At 61.7% G+C, this 18631-nt stretch carries 17 protein-coding genes and 1 pseudogene; 11 read left to right on the top strand and 7 right to left on the bottom strand.

Annotated features, from left to right (window positions below; translation table 11 throughout):
- The first annotated feature begins 11 nt into the window (after positions 1-11).
- From O9Z70_RS14165 to O9Z70_RS14140, 6 genes and pseudogenes are all read left to right on the top strand, one after another.
- The gene (locus O9Z70_RS14165) at positions 12-812 is read left to right on the top strand and encodes a transporter substrate-binding domain-containing protein (RefSeq protein WP_286020083.1); all 801 of its coding nucleotides are present in this window, start codon (positions 12-14) and stop codon (positions 810-812) included.
- A gap of 24 nt (positions 813-836) precedes the next feature.
- The gene (locus O9Z70_RS14160; protein ID WP_286020082.1) at positions 837-1520 is read left to right on the top strand and encodes an amino acid ABC transporter permease; all 684 of its coding nucleotides are present in this window, start codon (positions 837-839) and stop codon (positions 1518-1520) included.
- Between the two features lie 13 nt (positions 1521-1533).
- Positions 1534-2181 carry an amino acid ABC transporter permease gene (locus O9Z70_RS14155; protein ID WP_286020081.1) on the top strand — a complete coding sequence of 216 codons (648 nt, stop codon included), beginning with the start codon at positions 1534-1536 and terminating at the stop codon, positions 2179-2181.
- On the top strand, positions 2165-2899 hold the full coding sequence (locus tag O9Z70_RS14150; RefSeq protein WP_286020080.1) for an amino acid ABC transporter ATP-binding protein: 735 nt from the start codon (positions 2165-2167) through the stop codon (positions 2897-2899). The genes O9Z70_RS14155 and O9Z70_RS14150 overlap by 17 nt, the downstream gene beginning before the upstream one ends.
- A gap of 11 nt (positions 2900-2910) precedes the next feature.
- Entirely contained in the window at positions 2911-3204 is a 294-nt protein-coding gene (locus tag O9Z70_RS14145; RefSeq protein ID WP_286020079.1) for a YciI family protein, read from the top strand.
- 34 nt (positions 3205-3238) lie between these two features.
- Positions 3239-3448 (top strand): annotated as a pseudogene (locus O9Z70_RS14140) (aldehyde dehydrogenase family protein); the annotation flags it as partial.
- Positions 3449-3465: 17 nt separating this feature from the next.
- On the opposite strand, the gene O9Z70_RS14135 reads toward O9Z70_RS14140, so the two are convergent.
- From O9Z70_RS14135 to O9Z70_RS14120, 4 genes are read right to left on the bottom strand one after another with little or no spacing between them, the layout of a single operon-like run.
- Complete coding sequence (locus O9Z70_RS14135; RefSeq protein WP_286020078.1) at positions 3466-5529, bottom strand: MGH1-like glycoside hydrolase domain-containing protein; 2064 nt, start codon at positions 5527-5529, stop codon at positions 3466-3468.
- A complete protein-coding gene (locus O9Z70_RS14130; protein WP_286020077.1) occupies positions 5526-6437 on the bottom strand; it encodes a dihydrodipicolinate synthase family protein in 912 nt (303 codons plus the stop codon). The genes O9Z70_RS14135 and O9Z70_RS14130 overlap by 4 nt, the downstream gene beginning before the upstream one ends.
- A complete protein-coding gene (gene pdxA / locus O9Z70_RS14125) occupies positions 6434-7426 on the bottom strand; it encodes a 4-hydroxythreonine-4-phosphate dehydrogenase PdxA (RefSeq protein WP_286020076.1) in 993 nt (330 codons plus the stop codon). Before pdxA ends, O9Z70_RS14130 begins: the two co-directional genes overlap by 4 nt.
- A 23-nt stretch (positions 7427-7449) precedes the next feature.
- Positions 7450-8565 carry a sialidase family protein gene (locus tag O9Z70_RS14120; RefSeq protein ID WP_286020075.1) on the bottom strand — a complete coding sequence of 372 codons (1116 nt, stop codon included), beginning with the start codon at positions 8563-8565 and terminating at the stop codon, positions 7450-7452.
- 217 nt (positions 8566-8782) lie between these two features.
- On the opposite strand from O9Z70_RS14120, the gene O9Z70_RS14115 reads away from it, so the two are divergent.
- Genes O9Z70_RS14115 through O9Z70_RS14100 form a run of 4 tightly spaced genes read left to right on the top strand, consistent with a single transcriptional unit; the run spans position 8783 to position 13534 of the window.
- Entirely contained in the window at positions 8783-10408 is a 1626-nt protein-coding gene (locus O9Z70_RS14115; protein ID WP_286020074.1) for an ABC transporter substrate-binding protein, read from the top strand.
- Positions 10409-10466: 58 nt separating this feature from the next.
- A complete protein-coding gene (locus O9Z70_RS14110; RefSeq protein ID WP_286020073.1) occupies positions 10467-11414 on the top strand; it encodes an ABC transporter permease in 948 nt (315 codons plus the stop codon).
- 3 nt (positions 11415-11417) lie between these two features.
- Positions 11418-12380, top strand: a complete 963-nt coding sequence (locus O9Z70_RS14105) for an ABC transporter permease (protein ID WP_286020072.1) — start codon at positions 11418-11420, stop codon at positions 12378-12380.
- Positions 12380-13534: an iron-containing alcohol dehydrogenase gene (locus O9Z70_RS14100; RefSeq protein WP_286020071.1), complete on the top strand. Its 1155-nt coding sequence runs from the start codon at positions 12380-12382 to the stop codon at positions 13532-13534. The genes O9Z70_RS14105 and O9Z70_RS14100 overlap by 1 nt, the downstream gene beginning before the upstream one ends.
- A gap of 7 nt (positions 13535-13541) precedes the next feature.
- On the opposite strand, the gene O9Z70_RS14095 is transcribed toward O9Z70_RS14100, so the two are convergent.
- Positions 13542-14276, bottom strand: a complete 735-nt coding sequence (locus tag O9Z70_RS14095) for a FadR/GntR family transcriptional regulator (RefSeq protein ID WP_286020070.1) — start codon at positions 14274-14276, stop codon at positions 13542-13544.
- A complete protein-coding gene (locus O9Z70_RS14090; protein ID WP_286020069.1) occupies positions 14273-15463 on the bottom strand; it encodes a four-carbon acid sugar kinase family protein in 1191 nt (396 codons plus the stop codon). Before O9Z70_RS14090 ends, O9Z70_RS14095 begins: the two co-directional genes overlap by 4 nt.
- A gap of 161 nt (positions 15464-15624) precedes the next feature.
- Between O9Z70_RS14090 and O9Z70_RS14085 the strand changes: the two genes are divergently transcribed.
- On the top strand, positions 15625-17433 hold the full coding sequence (locus O9Z70_RS14085) for an ABC transporter ATP-binding protein (protein WP_286020068.1): 1809 nt from the start codon (positions 15625-15627) through the stop codon (positions 17431-17433).
- A gap of 126 nt (positions 17434-17559) precedes the next feature.
- Here the strand turns inward: O9Z70_RS14085 and O9Z70_RS14080 are convergent, their stop codons facing one another.
- Positions 17560-18618, bottom strand: coding sequence for a LacI family DNA-binding transcriptional regulator (locus O9Z70_RS14080; RefSeq protein WP_286020067.1), 1059 nt, complete (start codon positions 18616-18618; stop codon positions 17560-17562).
- Between the last annotated feature and the right edge of the window lie 13 nt (positions 18619-18631).

Here is an 18631-nt window from a genome sequence, read left to right as displayed (position 1 = left end):
TGGAGGAGACAATGAAGCTATTGAAGATCATTTCCGCCCTGGCGCTGACCGTGAGCCTGGCGCTGACGGCGCAGGCCCAGGCAGAGACAACGCTGGAGCGTATCCGCGCCGAGGGCAAGATTCGTATCGCCATCGATCTGAGCGTGCCGCCCTGGTCATATCAGGACGAGAACCTCGAGCCAGCCGGCTCGGAAGTGGGGGCGGCGCAATTGCTGGCGGAATCGCTGGGGGTGGAGCTCGAAATCGTGCCCACCAATGGCGCCAACCGCATTCCCTTCCTGCTCTCCAACCGGGCCGATGCCATCATGTCGGCGCTCAGCATCACCGATGAGCGCAAGCAGACCATCGATTTCTCGCTGCCCTATTCGGGTGCGGCCACCTTCATCGCCGCGCCCAAATCCATGGACATCAAGAGCGTGGACGACCTGCACGGGCTGCGCATCGCCGTGACCCGGGGCACGACCAACGACACGGACCTGACCGCGACCGTGCCCGAGGATGTGGAAATCGTGCGCTTCGAGGACGAGGCCACCACGATCACCGCAGTGGCCTCGAACCAGCTCGACCTGGTGGCGCAGGCCCAGACCCTGCTCGACGTGATCAATGAGCGCAACCCGGCCAAGGAGCTGGAGCCCAAGATCGCGCTACGCGATTTCCGCGTCGGGGTGGGGCTGCGCAAGGAAGACCAGGACCTGCGCGACTATGTCGATGGCTGGGTGGTCGAGAACCTTCAGAACGGCAAGCTCGGGGAAATCTACGAGCGCTACCAGGGCACCGAATTGCCCGCCGACATTCTGGCCAACCTTCACTAACCGCCGAAAGGGCAGGAGGGGCAAATGAACTATTCATTCAATTTTGCAGCGGTGCTCGCGCACTGGCCCCTGCTGCTCGAAGGCATCTGGGTGACCCTGCGCCTGACGGCGATCACTACCGTGCTGGGCGTTCTCATCGGGGCCGTCTGCGGTGTGATCCGCACCGGCGGCCCCAAATGGGCGCAGATGCTGGTGACGGCCTATGTGGAATTCATCCGCAATACGCCGCTGTTGATCCAGGCCTATTTCCTGATCTTCGGCATTGCCAGCATCGGCATCCGCCTACCGATCTTCGTGGGCGCGGCCATCGCGCTCACCATCAATATCGGCGCCTATACAACCGAGATCGTGCGGGCCGGCATCGAGTCGATCAATAAGGGGCAGCTCGAAGCGGCCGAATGCCAGGGCCTGACCAAGTTGCAGACCTATCTGCATATCATCATCCGCCCGGCGCTGGAGCGGGTCTATCCGGCGCTGACCAGCCAATATGTACTGCTCATGCTGGCATCGAGCATCCTGTCGGCGGTGGGGGTGGAAGAGCTGTTCGGCATCTCCAACCGCATCCAGAGTGCGACCTTCCGCAATTTCGAGATTTTCGTGGTGTTGGGCGTCATTTACCTGGGGCTGTCGGTGCTGGTGCGCGGCGTCTTCTTCCTGTTCGGCCAGCTTATCTTTCCCCGGCGGCGCAAGCTGGGAACGCCTCTTTAGGGGATCGCGCATCATGAACATCATCTTCATTCAATCGCTGTTGTGGGGGCTGTGGAACACGGTGTTTCTCAGCTTACTGACCTTCCTTATCGGCGGAGCGATGGGGTTCGTGGTGGCGCTGTCGCGCATCTCCTCGGCCAGGGGCGTGCGCTGGGCCGCCTCGGGCTATATCCAGATCGTGCAGGGCATTCCCCTGCTGGTCTTGATGGGGCTGTGCTTTTACGGGCCCGACATTCTGGGCTGGCCCTCGGCCACGCCGCTCTGGGCCGCCACCGCGGGCATGTCGATCTATACCAGCGCATATCTGGGTGAAATCTGGCGCGGATGCTTTGAGGCCGTGCCAAGGCCGCAATGGGAAGCGGCGGAATGCGCGGGCTTGAGCAAATGGCAGCGCATGCGCGCCGTCATCCTGCCCCAGGCCATGCGCATCGCCATTCCGCCCACGGTCGGCTTCATGGTGCAGATCGTCAAGAACACCTCGATCGCCTCGCTGATCGTTGGTTATGCCGAACTCTCCTACAACGCCAAGATCATCAACAATTCCACCTTCCAGCCCTTCATCTATTTCGGGCTGGCCGCAATTCTCTATTTCGCCGTCTGCTACCCGCTTTCGGTTCAGAGCCGCATTCTGGAAAGGAAGTTCAATGTCGCCAATCGTTGATATGGTGGAGGTGCATAAAAGCTATGGCCGGGTAGAGGTGCTCAAGGGTGTGACCTTCTCGGTGGACAAGGGCGAAGTAGCCGCCATTATCGGCCAGAGCGGCTCGGGCAAGAGCACGGCGCTGCGCTGCATGGACCGGCTCGAAACCATTCAGGCCGGCACGCTGGAAGTGTGCGGGCACCGGCTCGATACGCCCAATCTCGATCTGCGGGCGCTGCGGCGCGATGTCGGCATCGTGTTCCAGAGCTACAATCTTTATCCGCATCTGACTGTGGAGCAGAACGTGACGCTGGCGCTGCGGCTGGTGCGCCGCATCGGCCGGGCAGAGGCGCGCGAGAGGGCCGCCAATGTGCTGCGCAAGGTCGGGATGCTGGACAAGCTCGCCGCCTATCCCGAGCAATTGTCCGGCGGCCAGCAGCAGCGCGTCGCCATCGCCCGGGGCCTCGCCATGGAGCCCAAGCTGATGCTGTTCGACGAGGTAACCTCGGCGCTCGACCCGCAACTGACGGGGGAAGTGCTGCGGGTGATGGAAGAGCTCGCCGCCGAGGGCATGACCATGGTTCTGGTGACCCACGAAATGTCCTTCGCCCGCCGGGTCGCCGACAAGGTGATCTATATGCGCGACGGGCGCGTCCACGAGATGGGCACCTCCGACATCCTGCGCACGCCCCAGACCAAGGAACTGGGCGAGTTCATTTCCGAAGCCACGGACGCCTAAGGACGAGACCGATGTATTTCGCCATCATTGCCCGCGATAACACCGCGCCGGGCACGCTGGACAAGCGTCTGGCCAACCGCGAGGCGCACCTGGAAAAGATCCATGCCATGAAAGCCGAGGGCACCATCGTCGACGGCGGCGCCATGCTCGATGAGGCGGACAATATGGTGGGCTCCATCGTGCTTTGCGAATTTCCCGACCGGTCGGGGCTTGACGCCTATCTGGCCGAAGAAGTCTATGCGAGCCAGCAGGTCTGGGGCGACATCGAGATTGTGCCCTTCCACCGTGTTGCCTGGAAGAGCTGAACCTGACCGGGCGGCATAAAAACCGTCACCGGCGGACTGGGTCGGCTCGGATGGCGTTGAGGACACCAACCCATCCAACATGTCCGAAGTTGTGAGGGCTATGCCCGCGCCACTGCCGATGAAACCAAGCAGGCCGTCGCCGCTGCCACGGCGGCGTTCCCCGCATGGTCGCGCTCGGCTGAGCCGCGAAGAGGGGAAGACCCTGTCTGAAGGTATCGGCGACCTGACCCGCGCCGCGCGGATCAATGCCGCGTTATGTTTTCAAGATTTTGGCTGGGGCGAGCTGACTGTCGTTATTTCGACGCCGGTAGCTTTGTGAAAATAAACCGTCACGTATTGGCCGTTTATCTGGACGTTCTCCAGGGTGAAGTGGTCGAGGCCGATATTGATCGGATTTGCGGTGACTTGGCCATCTTCTGCGATGTCGAGGCCGACGACCTGGCGGATGATGATGTCGATCAGGTAGGAATGGTTATAATCGGGTTCGTCGCTGATCGGCTCGCCGGTCATGCTATCATAATGCTCAACGAGATAGGGCGTCTGGCGATCACATTGAGGTCCATGCAGCATCGCATATTTCCAGAAGAAGTGGGCATATAGCTCGTCGTAGGCGTGGCCGTTTTGCTGCGAAATCTTGCCTAATCCATCGATGGCGATGCTGTTGGTATAGGGCCAGGTCGGGCCGTCCCACATGCAGCCGTTACGGCCCTTGAGGAAGCGGCCTTTCCAGCTGCCGCCGGGCTGGAAGACCGGGCATTCGGGGGAGACGGAGGGCAGGGGGGCGGGGGTATCGAAATGGCGGGGGCCCAAGGCGTCGAGCAGACCGGGCAGATGGGTCTCGTCGGTGATCTCGGCCCAATAGGGATAGAAGCCCACAACGTTGCGGACCATGGCCTTTTCGTCGGTCTGGTGATGCAGGTCGTAGAAGAAGCCCGTCTCCGCATCCCATTGTTTGGACAGCACATTCTCGGCAATGGCGTCAGCCAAAGCGTCGAAGCTTGTTGCTTCCGCATCGCCAGCGAGGCGGCAGAGGCCGGCGACGCCGCGGGCGTTGAGATATTGGTAGATGGCGCGATCGACGCGCTTGAGGGGGGTGTAGGTGGCGGGGTCGAGCGGGTCGTCCGGGTAGTCATGGAAATACCAGTAACTGGGCTGGTATTCCTTGCCGGTCAGTTGGTGACGCTGCTGGATGGGGAGGTTGTCGCCGCCGGTGGCCAGGAATTCGGATTCGCCCAAAACCTGCTTTTTTAACACGGTGATAGCATCGCGAAGTGCGTCGCTCAGACCTTGTGTCAGGGCATATTGGTAGCTGGCCCAGCCCATGAAATTGGCATAGGGGTGGATGGTTTTGGTGAGGGTGCGAGCGTCAAACTGGCCATCGGGGCGCTGGGTGGCAGCGAGCAGAGGGAAGACGCCGGTGCCGAGGCCCTGATCGTGGTGCCAACGCGCCTCGATCAGATGCATGGGCGTCGAGAGCGGTATGAGCTTGCTGAACTCCCAACCCTCTGGGTTCCATGGGGTTTTCGTCATTTTGTGGGAGCGCCCTTCATAGAAGAAGGTGCCGTCGAGTGGACCGCGACCGGGGCGGGCGAGGTTGTGGCGCAGCAGGAACCAGCGATAGGCATAGAGCCGGTCAAGGACCGGGCTGCTGCTGGTCAACCGGGGTATGGCGTCGAAAAAGGATTGGTAATCGTCCACCTGTTTTGCGACCAGCGTGCTTGCGGGCTGCTTGATCAAATCGGCAATATTGCCGATCATTTGCGCCAAAGTGTCCTGATCGGTAAGACCGACGGCGGCGGCGACGACGAAATCGACGGATTCTCCGGGCAAAAGAGTGAGGCCGGACCAGAGTTCGGGGTGGCTCGTGCCGATAACGGCCCGCAGGGTAAAGTCATGGGCATCGATGCGGCGCTCACCGATGGCGGTGTCGCCGTGGAGATCGACCCAATCAGGGTCGATGCATAGTTTCAGCATGGTCGGCGCGGTGCCGCCATTGTGCCAGCGCTGGGTCGAAACGGCCTGGTCTTCCCAGGTGACGTAGCGGCGCTCTTCGAGGCTCAGGGTGCCGAACTGGCTGCGCGTCGTGAGATGGCTGGGACGCCACTCGACCTCGGAGGGAAGGGGCGGCTGCGGGCGATCGTGGTTGATGCCGAAAAGCAGCGGGATATTGATTTTGTGGATGAAGTCGATCGCGCCGGAAAAGCCGGGACGATCGTTGAGCATTTCGGCCCAGAGGCGCGCGCCAGTCGGGCCCAGCAGCAAGCTGCCCGGCCGGGTGCGCAGGCCGCGGCGACCGGTGCGCAGCAGTTCGTCAATGCGCATCATGCCGGATGGTCCAGATCGATGCGGTCAAGCACGTTCTTGAGCTGGCTGGCCTGCTCGTCGGTGAGCGAGACGAGCGGCGGGCGCATGCGGCGCCAGCCGGGGGCATTGTAGCGCCGCGCCACCATGGCCTTGATGGTGGGGATTTGGGCAAAGCTGTTGCTGGCTTCGCGCAGGGCGACGATTCGGGCCTGCGCGGCTTGCACTTCGTCGGCCGCGCTGGCGTCGGAATGGTTCTCGAAGACCATGCGGAGCTGGCTGGCTGCGAGATTGGATGTCGCGGTGATACAGCCCGAACCGCCTTGCTGCATCAGCGGCAGCAGGAAAGGATCGGCGCCGGCGAGAATGGCAAGCTGCGGGAAGGTTTTGGCCAGGCTGACCATGTGGTCGAGCTGGCCGCCGGAATCTTTGACACCGGCAATCGTGTCCGGATAGCGCTCACAGAGCCGGACGATGAGATCGTGGCTAAGCGGAACCTGCGAGATGGGGGGAATGTGGTAGAGCACGATGCGAAGGCGATCGTCGGCGACGGCGTCGATTACCTGGCAATAGGCATCGAACAGGCCCTGATCACTGACGCCCTTGTAGTAGAAGGGGGGCAGCATGACGACCTTAGTGACGCCGAGCGAGAGGGCATGGCGCGTCAGGGCGATGGTTTCGGGCAGGGCGCAGAGGCCGGTGCCGGGCAGGAGCGCGTCGGGCGCAATGCCGGATTTGACAACGGCCTCGAGCATGGCGCGGCGTTCATCCTGAGAGAAGGAATTGGCTTCGCCGGTCGAACCGAGCATGGCAATGCCGTGGCAGCCATCGTCGAGGAGTTGACGACAATGGGCCGCGAGGGCGGCGTGGTCGGGCGTCAGATCGGTATTGAGCGGCGTGGCGGCGGCGCTGAAAACACCTTGAATGCTCATTTGGCAATGTCCTGATTGGCAGCAAGTTTGCGGGCATAAGCGATGGCGGCCAGCATGTTGACATGCTTGGCCTTGCCGGTACCGGCGAGATCGAAAGCCGTCCCGTGATCGACCGAGGTGCGGTCGATGGGCAGGCCGAGCGAAACGTTGACCGCGGTGTCAAAGGCCACGAGCTTGATCGGGATATGGCCCTGATCGTGATATTGGGCGACGACGAGATCGAAGTCGCCCGAATAGGCGCGATAGTAGAGCGTGTCGGCCGAGATCGGGCCGGCGACGTCGATGCCTTCGGCTTGGGCCATTTTGACGGCCGGCGCGACCTGCAGATCATCTTCGCGGCCGAAAAGGCCGTTCTCGCCGCAATGGGGATTGATGCCGGCCACGGCGATGCGCGGATTTGCATAGCCCATACGCTTGAGATGGGCATGGCCGGTGCGGATGGTCTCGAGAATGCGCTCTGGCGTAGCACGACCGATGGCGTCGCGCAGCGAGACATGGGTCGAGACGTGAATGACTTTGAGCTTTTCGGAGGCCAGCAGCATGAACGAGGCGCGTGAGCCGGTGAGATGGGCCAGCATGCCAGTATGGCCGTCATAGTGATGTCCGGCCAGATTCAGCGCTTCTTTGTTGATGGGCGCTGTCACGATTCCGGCGACCGCTCCAGACTGAGCGAGGTCGACGGCGCGAGCGATAAAGCGATAACTGGCTTCGCCACCGACAGAATCAAGCTTGCCGAAAGGCAGGGGCATGCCTGGCACGTCCACATGGTCGAGCCGCAGGATGTCGCCGCCAGTCGTTTCGCCGGAAAGACGAAGCTTGACGCCGGTGGTCGCGATGGCGCGTTCCAGCGTTTCGGCAGAGCCGACGACGACGAGTTGTTCGCGGTCGGCGGCCGACAATTCGGCCGCTGCCTTGACGATGACTTCAGCGCCCACGCCGGCCGGATCACCCATGGTGATGGCAATGGGTCTGGTGGCAGAAAGCGCCATTGGACAGTCTCCTCGTCGACGCCTCAGGCGCCCTTGACCCATTCGGGTCGGAACCGCACGAACTTGATGGCCTTGCGGAAATAGGTGAAGGCGACATTGATGCGCCCGTCGGCATCGCCTGTCACTGTGGGATAGGACAGTTCTCGCGCGCGGCGGTCGGGTTTGTCGAGGTTGAGGTCGGGCGGCGAGTTCGGCGCTAGTTCGATATCGCGAATATGCGGCCAGGTGCGCCCCTCATCGGAAGAAAGGGCAATGGAGAGCGGGGTGCGCGGCACACCCCAGATCGGCTTGCCCTGGGCTTCGGCTCGCACGGCGTCGGTGGCCGCAATATTGTTGAACACGAGGGCCAGGGTGCCATCGGCCAGCTTATGGCACTGGATGGACGAATTGTTGTTGGGCAGATCGGTCGGCGCCGGTGCGGTCCAGGTGCGGCCCTTATCGGCAGAGGTCGAGGCCAGGATATTGTCGGCGTAGCGGCTGCGATAGAGCGCCAGCAATGTGCCGTCCTGGCGCTCGATGATGTTCATATGCACGGCGCCCTTACTGTCGGGCACGGCATGCTCGGTCCAGGTGGCGCCGCCATCCGTCGTGATCTTTACGGCGCTTACGTCGTTCTGGCCGTGCCATTCTTCGCCGGGCGTCGGCAGGCAATGAAAAATGGGCAAAATCCACTCGCCGCTCGATAGCGCGACAATGCCCTGGCGAATGAAAGTGCCGGGTTCGTCGAACAGGACCTCGATCGGCTCCCAGGTCAGCCCGCCATCGCGGGAAATGCGGCGGCGCACGATTGCTGTGTCCTGCCCGCCATAGAGCTGGGCGGTGTAGAGCAGCCATAGATCGCCTGATGGGGTCTCGAAGAGGATCGGGTTTTGTTCGGACCGTCCGGGATCGTCCGAAATCTTGATTTCCGGTGTCCAGGTGTCCGAGCCGGCTGGCAGACGCGAGAAGTAGATGGAGACATCCGGCTTGCCCTCTTCGGTGCCGGCAAACCAGGTGCAGCCAAGATCGCCATTGCCGAGCGCCAGAAGGAAGGAGGCATGCGACTGGGCGACGTGAACGGGGAGAAAGGCCTCCTCCCGTGCCAGATCATTGGGCAGGGGACGGATTTGTCCGTCCAGCTTCAGTTCGTCAATCGCCATTTCTTCCTCCGCCATCAAACTTGTAAAGTCATTATCACGTTACCCCTGCACCTGGGAAGTCGAATTTTTCCAGCAAATCCAGCTATATATGATGGTAGTGGCGACATGTGTGGCGGATATAGAAATACATGTTGACATGCAAGAGTGCTGTGACATTATCGCGCTCCATTGCCGCTGAGAGCCGAAATGGATAGCGGCGCATAAGGGAGGGAATCCTATGCTCGATCAATCGACTGCCAGTCGTCGTCCGTCGCGCCGCGATGTGCTCAGGGGTGGTGCCGGCCTGGCGATCAGCGTGTCCTTGTTTGGCATGCTGGCCGGGAAGGCGGCGGCGCAGGAACAGGTTTTCAAGATTATCCATCCGTCGTTCGACATGAACTGGTCGCCCTATCGAGGCGGGGGTGCAGCGCTGCGCTGGCACTCGCTGTGGTGGGCTTCGCCGATGTATTTCGACGACAAGGGTGAAGTGCAGCCCTATGTATTCACCAGCTGGGAGCCCAATGAGGACTGGACGGTCTGGACCTTCAAACTCGATCCCAATGCGGTTTTCTCGGACGGCTCCAAGATCACCCCCGAGGATGTGAAGGGTTCGTGGGAAATGTGCTCGATGCCGCTGAGCGCCAGCCAGCGTGTGCCGCTGGTGCTGGCCGGTGTGCAGGGTTATGCCGAATTGTCGGCAGGCGAGGGCACTGAACTGCCGGGCGTCACGGTCATCGACGAAGGCACGATCGAGGTGACGCTGGTTGCGCCCGATCCGATCTTTTACATGCGCCTCGCCAATCATCTGGTGCCGATTTCCAAAGTGTCGCAGTCGCGCGACGAAGACGGCAACCAGGTGCCGGACTGGTATACGCCCGAGGGCGGGGTCATCAGTTCGGGTCCGTTCAAGCTGGTCGAAATGAACCTCGATGATGGCTTTGTCGCCTGGGAGCCCAACGAGAATTTCTTCGGCCCTGCCGTCAAGCTCAGCCGTATCGAGTTGCGCGTGATCGAGGATTCGGTGACGGCAACGACGCTGCTCAAGCAGGGCGAGTATCACGCCCATACGGCGCTGGTGACCCCCACTATCGTGGACGATCTGGGCGTCGAGTTCAGCCAGGGCACCGAAATCCCGAACGGGCAGCACTTCTATTTCAATTCCAAGACCGCGCCGTTTGACGACGTCAATGTGCGCAAGGCGCTGATCTTGTCGGTCGATCGCGCCGAGATGATGCGTGCCTCCTTCCCCAAAGGCCCGCACGAGCAGGCCGAGCAGATCCTGGTCGGGGTCAAGGGTGCCGATCCCGACTGGGAGCCCTATCCCTACGATCCCGAAGCGGCCAGGGCCGCGCTGGCTGCCTCGAAATACGGCTCGCCCGACCAATTGCCGCGCATCATCTTTGCCGGCATCATTGCCCCAGCCGAGCAGGCGGCGGCGCAATTCGCCATCGAGCAATGGCGTCAGAACCTGGGCATTACCGCGATCGAGCTCAAGCCGACACTGGACGGCTTTGCCCCATCGGACGTGCATATCGTACGTGACGATGCCGGCTCGCGCGTGCCCGACGCCACCGAGTTCCTGCGCACGGCCATCCACTCGACCGGCAGCGTCGCCATCAACAAGATGAACGGGTACAACAATCCCGAAGTCGACCGTCTGCTCGATGAAGCCCGGCCGCTGCCGATCGATGATCCGAAACGTGACGAGCTGGCACAGGAAGCCCAGCGCGTCTTTCGCGAGGATTATCAATTGCTGCCCTGGTATATCGAAGCCATGTCCCGCTGGGCGCTACCCAATGTCGCCGGCATGGAAAAGAACCTCGATTGGCAGGTCTTTGCTCCCTGGAACATCGAAATCCAGTAGTCGCGAACGACAGGCTGGGGTCGCGCCACGGTGCGGCCCCGCTTAGGCGAGGACAATCATGCTTTTCTATGCCATCAAGCGCTTGCTGCTGTGGATTCCATCCGTGCTGCTGGTGTTGCTCGCCGTTTATGCGCTGGCCTTTTATGGTGCCGGCGATCCGATCAAGCTGATTTTCCTGCGCGAGCCGGGCGGCGTTGCCTTCGATCCCAACCGGCTGGCGGCGATCCGCGAAGCGGCGGGGCTCGACCGGCCCTTCCTGCTGCAATTTGCCGATTATGTGTGGAATGTGCTGCAGGGCAATTTCGGCAATTCGCTGACCTCGGGGCGCTCGGTGGGCCGCACCATCGCGGCGGCGGCGCCGGTCTCGATCACGCTGGGGGCGCTGGCCATTGTGCTCACCGCCGTAGTCGCGATCCCGCTCGGCGTTATTGCCGGGCTGCGCCAGAATACGGCGCTCGACTATACTATTCTGGGCTCGGCGCTGTTTCTTTATGCCATCCCGTCCTATGTCGCCGGCCCCATCCTCATGGTGCTGCTGATCCTCATCTTGCCGAGTGGGTCCGTACCCTATGGCTGGGGCGGATTGTTCGACGTGCGGGTGATCCTGCCATTGCTGGTGCTGTCCTTCCACCCAATCGCGTTGATCGTGCGCCAGACACGCTCGGCGGTTATTGAGGTGCTGAGCGAGGATTTCGTGCGCACCGCACGGGCCAAGGGCCTGCGGCCGGGGCGGATCGTGCGGCGCCATATCCTGCGCCCGATCCTGACGCCGGTGCTGACCCAATTGGGGCTGATCATGATTACGCTGGTCAATGGCGCCGTGTTCGTCGAGCTGGTGTTTGGATTGCCCGGACTCGGGCGTCTCGCGATCCAGTCACTGATGAATTCCGACTATCCGGTCATCCTTGCCGTGACGTTGATCGCTTCGGCGCTGGTGATGGTGTCTAACCTAATAGTCGACCTGGCCTATCCGCTGCTCGATCCGCGTGCTGCCGAGAAGAGGTGAGCCATGTCCACGAAAACTGAACCCTCCGGCCTGATCAAACCCACTGAACCGCCTGTCGGTCTGTGGACCGATGCCTGGGCGCGGCTGCGCGCCAACCGCATCGCCATGGTGGGGCTGGGCGCCATCGTGCTGCTGATCCTGATTGCCGTGTTCGGGCCGCTGGTGTCGCCCTATGACTTCCTGACGCAGAATCTTGACGGACGTAACCTGCCGCCCTCGCCGGCCCATTGGCTGGGCACCGACGAGCTGGGCCGCGATGTGGCGAGCCGCGTGATGTATGGCACGCGCACCGCGTTTTTCGTGGCCATTGTCGTCACCGTCATTTCGGTGCTGATCGGCGCCGCCCTGGGTGCGGTCGCCGGCTATGCCGGGGGCAAGGTGGACGCCACGATCATGTGGTTTACCGATGTCTTCATGTCGGTGCCCAACCTGCTGCTGGTGATCGTCATCAACACATCGATGAAGCCGCAGCTGGGACGCTGGATGGACAGCATGTATATGGCCACCGGCAATGTGATATTCCGCAATACGGTGATTGCCGACTTCATCATGGTGTTCGGCACCATCGCGCTGGTTATGTGGCCGCCCTATGCCCGCACGGTGCGTGCGCAAATCCTTAGCGTGCGCAGCCAGCCATATGTGCTTGCCGCGCGTTCGCTGGGCCTGCCGACGCACCAGATCATCCTGCGCTACTTAATTCCCAATTCCATCGGGCCGCTGATCGTGGCGGTCAGCGCCGGGCTGGGTGGAGCCATGGTGCTCGAAAGCGCCTTCAGTTTCCTTGGCGTCGGGGTGCAGCCGCCGACCCCGAGCTGGGGTCTGATGATCTCCGATGGCCTGCGCACCTGGCAGCAATATCCGCATTTGCTGGCCGCACCGGCCATCGCCCTCGCCATTGCCTCGGTTGCCTTCAGCTTCATTGGCGATGGCCTCAACGACGCGCTCAATCCGAAAGGCGCCAAATAATGTCCTCGGCCCTGCAAGCCTCCGCCCCCGCATCGGCTAGCCCGCTGCTGCGGCCCCTGACATTCGTGCAGCCCGGGCGGATCGAATATGGCGCGGGCAAAGCGCGCCGCCTTGCCGACTTGGTGCCCGGTTGGGCGGAGCGCCGCGTATTGGTGGTGGCCGATGCCTTCAATGCCGGCCGTGCCGATCTGCTTGGGCTGCCGCCTCAGCACCAGATCTTTTCGCAGGTGCGGCCCGAACCCGATCTGCCGAATCTGGACCTGCTGATCGATCAGGCACGGGGCTTTGCGCCCGACGTCATCTTGGGCTTTGGCGGCGGTAGCGCGATGGACTTGGCCAAGCTGGCGGCGGTGCTGTGCCGGAGCGCCCAGGATTTTCGCGATATTGTGGGTGTTGACAAAGCGGAGCCACGAACATGCCTGCTCGTGTCCATCCCGACCACGGCGGGCACCGGCAGCGAAGTTGGCGCGCGGGCGCTGGTAATGGATCCGGCAAGCAAGGCCAAGCTGGCGGCCGATAGTCATCACATGGTGGCGGATATCGCCATTGTCGATCCAGAAATGACCACATCGCTTCCTCCGGCCGTGACGGCGGCGACGGGGATCGATGCTCTGGCCCATTGCGTCGAGGCCTTTACCAGCCGCCGGGCGCATCCGCTGGTCGATATCTATGCCCGGGAGGGCATCGGCCTCGTCGGGCGCTATCTGGCGCGGGCGGTGGCCGATGGCAGCGATGTCGAGGCGCGGGCCGGGTTGGCCATGGCAGCCCTTTATGGCGGTTTTTGCCTCGGGCCGGTCAATACCACGGCTGGTCATGCCCTATCCTATCCGCTCGGTACGCGGTTTCAGGTGCCACACGGCCTCGCCAATGCAGTGATTTTTCCTCATACCCTGGCCTTCAATGCGCCTGTGCGGGCAGAGAAAAGCCAAGTGGTTTCAGAATTGCTTGGGTTCAAGGGGCAGGATTTGCGCGCCGAAAGTTATGATTATTGTACGGCGCTTGGGCTTGAAATGCAGATGAGCAAGATGGGCGTTGCCGCGCACGACCTGCAGTCAATGGCCGAGGAAGCCCACGCCATCCGACGCCTGCTCGACCACAATCCGCGCGACATGAGCGTGACCGATATTGTCGAAATTTATCGGGCGGCGCTCTAGGCAAAGGTTAGAGTGAGAGGTCGAGGACCCGATCCTCGAACAGGCGGTTGCGCGAGCCTTCGAGATGCTGGCGCATATGCTGGCGGGCGGTTTCGGCGTCGCCGTCGCGGATGCATTCATAGATGTGCCGGTGCTCTTCGAGCACTTTTTCGAGGCCGCGGCCGGGGCCCATCAGGGCCAGGCCATGCAGCTTCATGCCAACGGCGATATGGCTGCGCAGCGCCTGCATGGCGGAGCTGTAATAATGGTTGTTGGAGGCGCCGGCGACCGCCATGTGAAAGGCGAAGTCGGCGTCCTCGCGGTGGCGCTGCTGGTCGGTGGCGGAACTGAGCAGATCCACTACCTTGCCGATGCTCTCGATAGCTGCCTCGTTGCGGCGCTTGGCGGCGTAGAAGGCGGCTTCAGGCTCGATGGTAAGACGAAACTCATAGCAGCGCTGGATATCGGCGATAGTCTCGACCGGCGGAAAACCCAGCGAGCGCGGCTCGCTGCGCAGGCGCACAAAACTGCCGGCGCCCTGGCGCGAATAGATCATGCCTTCCTGGCGCAGACGCTCGAGCGCTTCGCGGATGATCGGGCGTGATACGTCGAATTGGTCCGACAGCTCTTTCTCGCTCGGCAGCTTCTGGTCAGACGCGTATTCGCCGTTCGAAATCCGGGTCTGCAGCAATTGATAGACGCGATCAGCAAAAAGCGTGCGGTGGCGCGGTTCATCGTCAAAAGTGCTGCTGGTTTGTGTCATGCCGGTATTCCCACCCTGTTGGGATCGATGCCAGGACTGGCTCGTCGAGCGCTTTGTGCAATGTGGCACAGATCATCGGATGTGCCGAAGCCGCCTGATTTCGTCAATATCGTCAATGTTTGTCCTGCCAGCTCGATGCGGGACAATGCAATGCCGGGCAGGGTCTCGCCGACCAGTTCGAGCTCGAGAACGCCCAGAGCGTTGAGCACGGTTTGCGCCGTTTCGCCGCCACAGAGCAGAGCGCTGGCGAAGCGGCCCGATTGCAAGAGATTAGCTATCGACAGACCGAATTGCGCCAGCACGGCGCCGTGTTGCGGGTCGTCAGGATCGCTGGAAGCGCGAATGAGTGTGCGTTCGGCCGTACCGACGGTGGAGACAAGGCCGTCCAAGCTGACGATCTGGTGGGCGATGTCGCCGAGGCGGTCGATCTGTGCGCGCGTGACCGGATCGTGCGAGCCGATGGCAAAGAGCAATGGCAGGGTGGCAGTCAGCAATTGAGCTGGTGGAACTGGTGACAATGCGGCGGCCAGGCCTTCGCCAAGGCCGCTGGCTCCAACCAATAAGGCCTGGTCCATATGCCGGCCTGCGAGATGTTCCATATCGAGGTTTGTGGTGCCATTGCCTATTGTCGCATCGAGACCGGCGTCGAGCTTGTCGGCGACGTCTATCGGCGCGGCCACCCCCTTGCCGACGATCATTCCAGCCTGCACGAAGCGTCCCTGTGCCGGTATGGCCGGGGCAACCAGCACCCGGGGGCGCCGAAAAACCTCCTGGCAGGCGCCGGTTTCGGCCGAGACATGGCCCTTGAGGCGCGAGTCGATCTTTTTGAAGACGATGCCGGGTCGGGAGCCAGCGAGTTCACTGGCAACATGGCGCACGATGCGGCTTGCCGCTTCGGCATCAAGTTCACGGCTTGCGGTGTTGACGCAGATGACGTCGCCGCCGCGGTCGAGGGCGTCGGCGAGACCGCTTGGGCTGACGGCAACGCGACAGCGGAGGCCGCGACGCGCGAAGGGCGCACAGACATCGAGCGCGCCGGTCAGGTCGTCAGCGATGATGGCCACGCGCGGGGACTTCACTATGGCACCTTTCTGTCTCAACATACTTGCTTGTAAGCGCGTCTGTGAACATGTCAATTTCTTTCGCACATGGCGCAGAATGAAACGAGTAGAATTGGCAATTAACATATTGATAATTTAGGGATATGTCAGAAAAATCCACCAAATCTGACTTGTAAATGCCAACTTGACAATTGGCTCCAGCGTGGCTCTATATGCGTCGCTGGCCTGGGTGCAGCCCGGCCAAAGCTTGCTGGCCGGCAATCGGCATCCGCGGGAGGAGCAACAGCATGAACGCACCGGTTCTCGCCATTTCCGGCCTGAAAACTGCATTCCGTACCCGCGGGGAATGGGTCGAAGTCGTGCATGGCATCGATTTTTCAGTCGGCGCGCGCGAAACGGTTGCTCTGGTTGGCGAGTCGGGGTCCGGCAAGAGCGTTACCGCCATGTCCATCATGCAATTGCATAATCCGGCGCTGACGCGAATCGAAGGCAGTATCAAACTGGCTGGCCGCGAATTGCTGGGCCTTTCAGACGGGCAGATGAACGCCGTGCGTGGCAAGCAGATCGGCATGATCTTCCAGGAGCCCATGACGAGCCTCAATCCGGTAATGCCCGTGGGTGAGCAGATCGTTGAGGCCCTTTTGGCTCATCGCGAGATCACGCGCGCTGCGGCCAAGGCAGAAGCGATCAGGCAACTCGACCGGGTGCGGATTCCCGACGCGGCGCGGCGCTTTGGCGAACATGCGCATCAGTTTTCCGGCGGCATGCGACAGCGCGTGATGATTGCCATGGCGCTGGCCTGTGGCCCAGAATTGCTGATCGCCGATGAGCCGACCACGGCGCTTGACGTGACGATCCAAGCTCAGATCCTCGAATTGATCAAGCAGTTGCAGGCCGAGGAAGACATGTCGGTGCTGTTCATTACCCATGACATGGGTGTGGTGGCCGAGATTGCCGATCGGACCGTGGTGATGCGACACGGCGCAATCATCGAGGATCGGCTGACGGCGGACGTCTTTGCGGCGCCCGAACAGCCCTATACCAAGGCCCTGCTCTCCGCCGTGCCCAAGCTCGGATCCATGCAGAACGAACCGCGCCCGCGCCGCTTTGCCATTGCCGACGCCAAGACGGGCAAGCTGGGCGAGGCGGCCGCCAGCGTCGATACGGTCGATCACGACGGCGCGCCGGTTCTCGAAGTCAGTAAGCTCTCGACGCATTTTTCCATCCGCTCGGGCATCTGGAGCCGCGTGTCCGGTCGGGTCCATGCGGTGGAGAACATTTCATTCTCGCTGCAGCGCGGGGAAACCCTTTCGCTGGTGGGGGAATCGGGATGTGGCAAATCCACCACCGGCCTTTCCATCCTGCGGCTCGTGTCGCCTGTCGCCGGTTCGGTCAAGCTCGAGGGCGAAGAAATTGCCGGGCTGGACGAAGCCGATATGCGGTCGCGCCGCCAGCGCATGCAGATGATTTTTCAGGATCCCTTTGCCAGCCTCAATCCGCGCATGACAGTGGGCGCCGCCATTGCCGAGCCGATGCTGCTGCACAAGCTGACCTCTGCGGTCGAGGCACCGGCGCGCGTTTCAGCGCTGCTGGAGAGAGTTGGTTTGTCGCCGGCCATGGCCAGCCGCTATCCGCACCAGCTTTCGGGTGGCCAGCGCCAGCGCATCTGTATCGCCCGGGCCCTTGCGGTGGAGCCCAGTGTGATCGTGGCCGACGAAAGCGTTTCTGCGCTCGACGTTTCGGTCAAGGCGCAGGTGGTGAACCTGTTGCTCGAACTGCAGGAAAGCCTGCGCCTCTCCTATCTATTCATTTCGCATGACATGGCTGTGGTTGAGCGCGTCAGCCACCGGGTCGCGGTGATGTATCTAGGCGAGATCGTCGAGATCGGCACGCGCGCCGATATCTTTGCCAATCCGCAGCACCCCTATACGCGCAAGCTGCTTTCCGCCGTGCCGGTGGCCGATCCTGCCCAGCGCCACCGCATGCGCAGCCTCAGCAATGAAGATATCCGCAGCCCCATCCGCCCCGCCGATTATGTGCCGCCAGTGCGCAATTACACCGAAGTCGGTGCTGGCCATTTCGTGATGGCGGATTGAGATTATCATCAGGGATGAATGAGCGGCTTCCTGTCCGCAATCCAGACGCTCGCGCTCCCTATCGGCGTCGATGCGTCCTTCGGAAATCGACTCTATGCTCCGAGGATGCCGTCACCGGCTAGCTGCTCATTTTGCACGTAAAGTGCTCTCTCGGATGATGACCTCCGGTTCAATCTGAGTAACACGTGGCGCTGGCAATAAGCCGGAAACGCCAATCAGTTCCATGAGGCGCTCAACCGCCAGATCGGTCAAGATGTCGACGGGATAGTTGACGGTCGACAGTGGCACGCCTGCATGCTCGGCATATTCGATATTGTCGAAGCCGATAATGGCGATTTCATTAGGTACCAGCACGTTGTTCTTGATGCACCAGCGCAAGGCGCCCAGCGCCAGCGAATCGTTGGCCGCGAACAGAGCGGTCGGCCTTTCCTTGCGCGACATCAGCTCGCCCATGGCGAGAAATCCTCGCACCACGGAATGTCCACGCGGATCCACCGCCAATTCCGGCTCGAATATGATACCGGCCTCGCTTAGGGCCTGTTGATAACCTTCGCGTTTTTCCAGATTGCCGGCCGGGTTCGCCGTATCGATAAGGCCAATGCGGCGATGCCCGCTATCGATGAGATGTCGCGTCGCTTTGTAGGCGCCGATACGCTCGTCAACGCCAACGGCATCCACGCCTGCATCAGGATCGCCCACTAGCAACACGACGGGCTGGTTTGCCTGACGCAATTGGCGGAGATGATCGAGCCGGCGATGTCCCGTGGGGTAGATCAAAATACCGTCCACCTGCCGGGAGCGAACAAGTTCGAGGACCTTGTGCTCCTCGTCGAAATTGTTGTTGGAGGTTGCGAACAGGGTGGCATAGCCGCGTTCAGCAAGGGCCAGTTCTATCGCCTGGGCAGTCCGAGTGAGCGTGGGATTGGTGATGTCGGTAAGTACGAGGCCGATGGTCTTGGTTTCGCGGCTGACCAGCGACTTGGCGATGAAATTCGGCAAATAATTGAGGGTTTCCGCCGCCTCGCGAATGAGACGGCGGGTTTCGAGCGGAATGCGCGGGCTGTCGCGGAGCGCCAGGGAGACGGTATTGGTCGAGAAGCCGGTGCGGTCGGCGATGTCCTTTAGACGAACGGTGACTTTGCTCATTTTCAACCCCTGCAGCCGCATCGCTGATTTGGTCAGCATTGGTGACTTAGTA

This window comes from Devosia sp. YIM 151766, from assembly GCF_030285925.1.
Classification (GTDB): domain Bacteria; phylum Pseudomonadota; class Alphaproteobacteria; order Rhizobiales; family Devosiaceae; genus Devosia.
The sequence above is the reverse complement of the archived record's forward strand: the minus strand, read 5'-3'. Positions and strand labels throughout refer to the sequence as shown.

Coding starts and splice junctions, on each gene's coding strand:
- O9Z70_RS14165 (WP_286020083.1), top strand. CDS start 12: ATGAAGCTATTGAAGATCATTTCCGCCCTGGCGCTGACCGTGAGCCTG.
- O9Z70_RS14160 (WP_286020082.1), top strand. CDS start 837: ATGAACTATTCATTCAATTTTGCAGCGGTGCTCGCGCACTGGCCCCTG.
- O9Z70_RS14155 (WP_286020081.1), top strand. CDS start 1,534: ATGAACATCATCTTCATTCAATCGCTGTTGTGGGGGCTGTGGAACACG.
- O9Z70_RS14150 (WP_286020080.1), top strand. CDS start 2,165: ATGTCGCCAATCGTTGATATGGTGGAGGTGCATAAAAGCTATGGCCGG.
- O9Z70_RS14145 (WP_286020079.1), top strand. CDS start 2,911: ATGTATTTCGCCATCATTGCCCGCGATAACACCGCGCCGGGCACGCTG.
- O9Z70_RS14135 (WP_286020078.1), bottom strand. CDS start 5,529: ATGATGCGCATTGACGAACTGCTGCGCACCGGTCGCCGCGGCCTGCGC.
- O9Z70_RS14130 (WP_286020077.1), bottom strand. CDS start 6,437: ATGAGCATTCAAGGTGTTTTCAGCGCCGCCGCCACGCCGCTCAATACC.
- pdxA (WP_286020076.1), bottom strand. CDS start 7,426: ATGGCGCTTTCTGCCACCAGACCCATTGCCATCACCATGGGTGATCCG.
- O9Z70_RS14120 (WP_286020075.1), bottom strand. CDS start 8,565: ATGGCGATTGACGAACTGAAGCTGGACGGACAAATCCGTCCCCTGCCC.
- O9Z70_RS14115 (WP_286020074.1), top strand. CDS start 8,783: ATGCTCGATCAATCGACTGCCAGTCGTCGTCCGTCGCGCCGCGATGTG.
- O9Z70_RS14110 (WP_286020073.1), top strand. CDS start 10,467: ATGCTTTTCTATGCCATCAAGCGCTTGCTGCTGTGGATTCCATCCGTG.
- O9Z70_RS14105 (WP_286020072.1), top strand. CDS start 11,418: ATGTCCACGAAAACTGAACCCTCCGGCCTGATCAAACCCACTGAACCG.
- O9Z70_RS14100 (WP_286020071.1), top strand. CDS start 12,380: ATGTCCTCGGCCCTGCAAGCCTCCGCCCCCGCATCGGCTAGCCCGCTG.
- O9Z70_RS14095 (WP_286020070.1), bottom strand. CDS start 14,276: ATGACACAAACCAGCAGCACTTTTGACGATGAACCGCGCCACCGCACG.
- O9Z70_RS14090 (WP_286020069.1), bottom strand. CDS start 15,463: ATGTTAATTGCCAATTCTACTCGTTTCATTCTGCGCCATGTGCGAAAG.
- O9Z70_RS14085 (WP_286020068.1), top strand. CDS start 15,625: ATGAACGCACCGGTTCTCGCCATTTCCGGCCTGAAAACTGCATTCCGT.
- O9Z70_RS14080 (WP_286020067.1), bottom strand. CDS start 18,618: ATGCTGACCAAATCAGCGATGCGGCTGCAGGGGTTGAAAATGAGCAAA.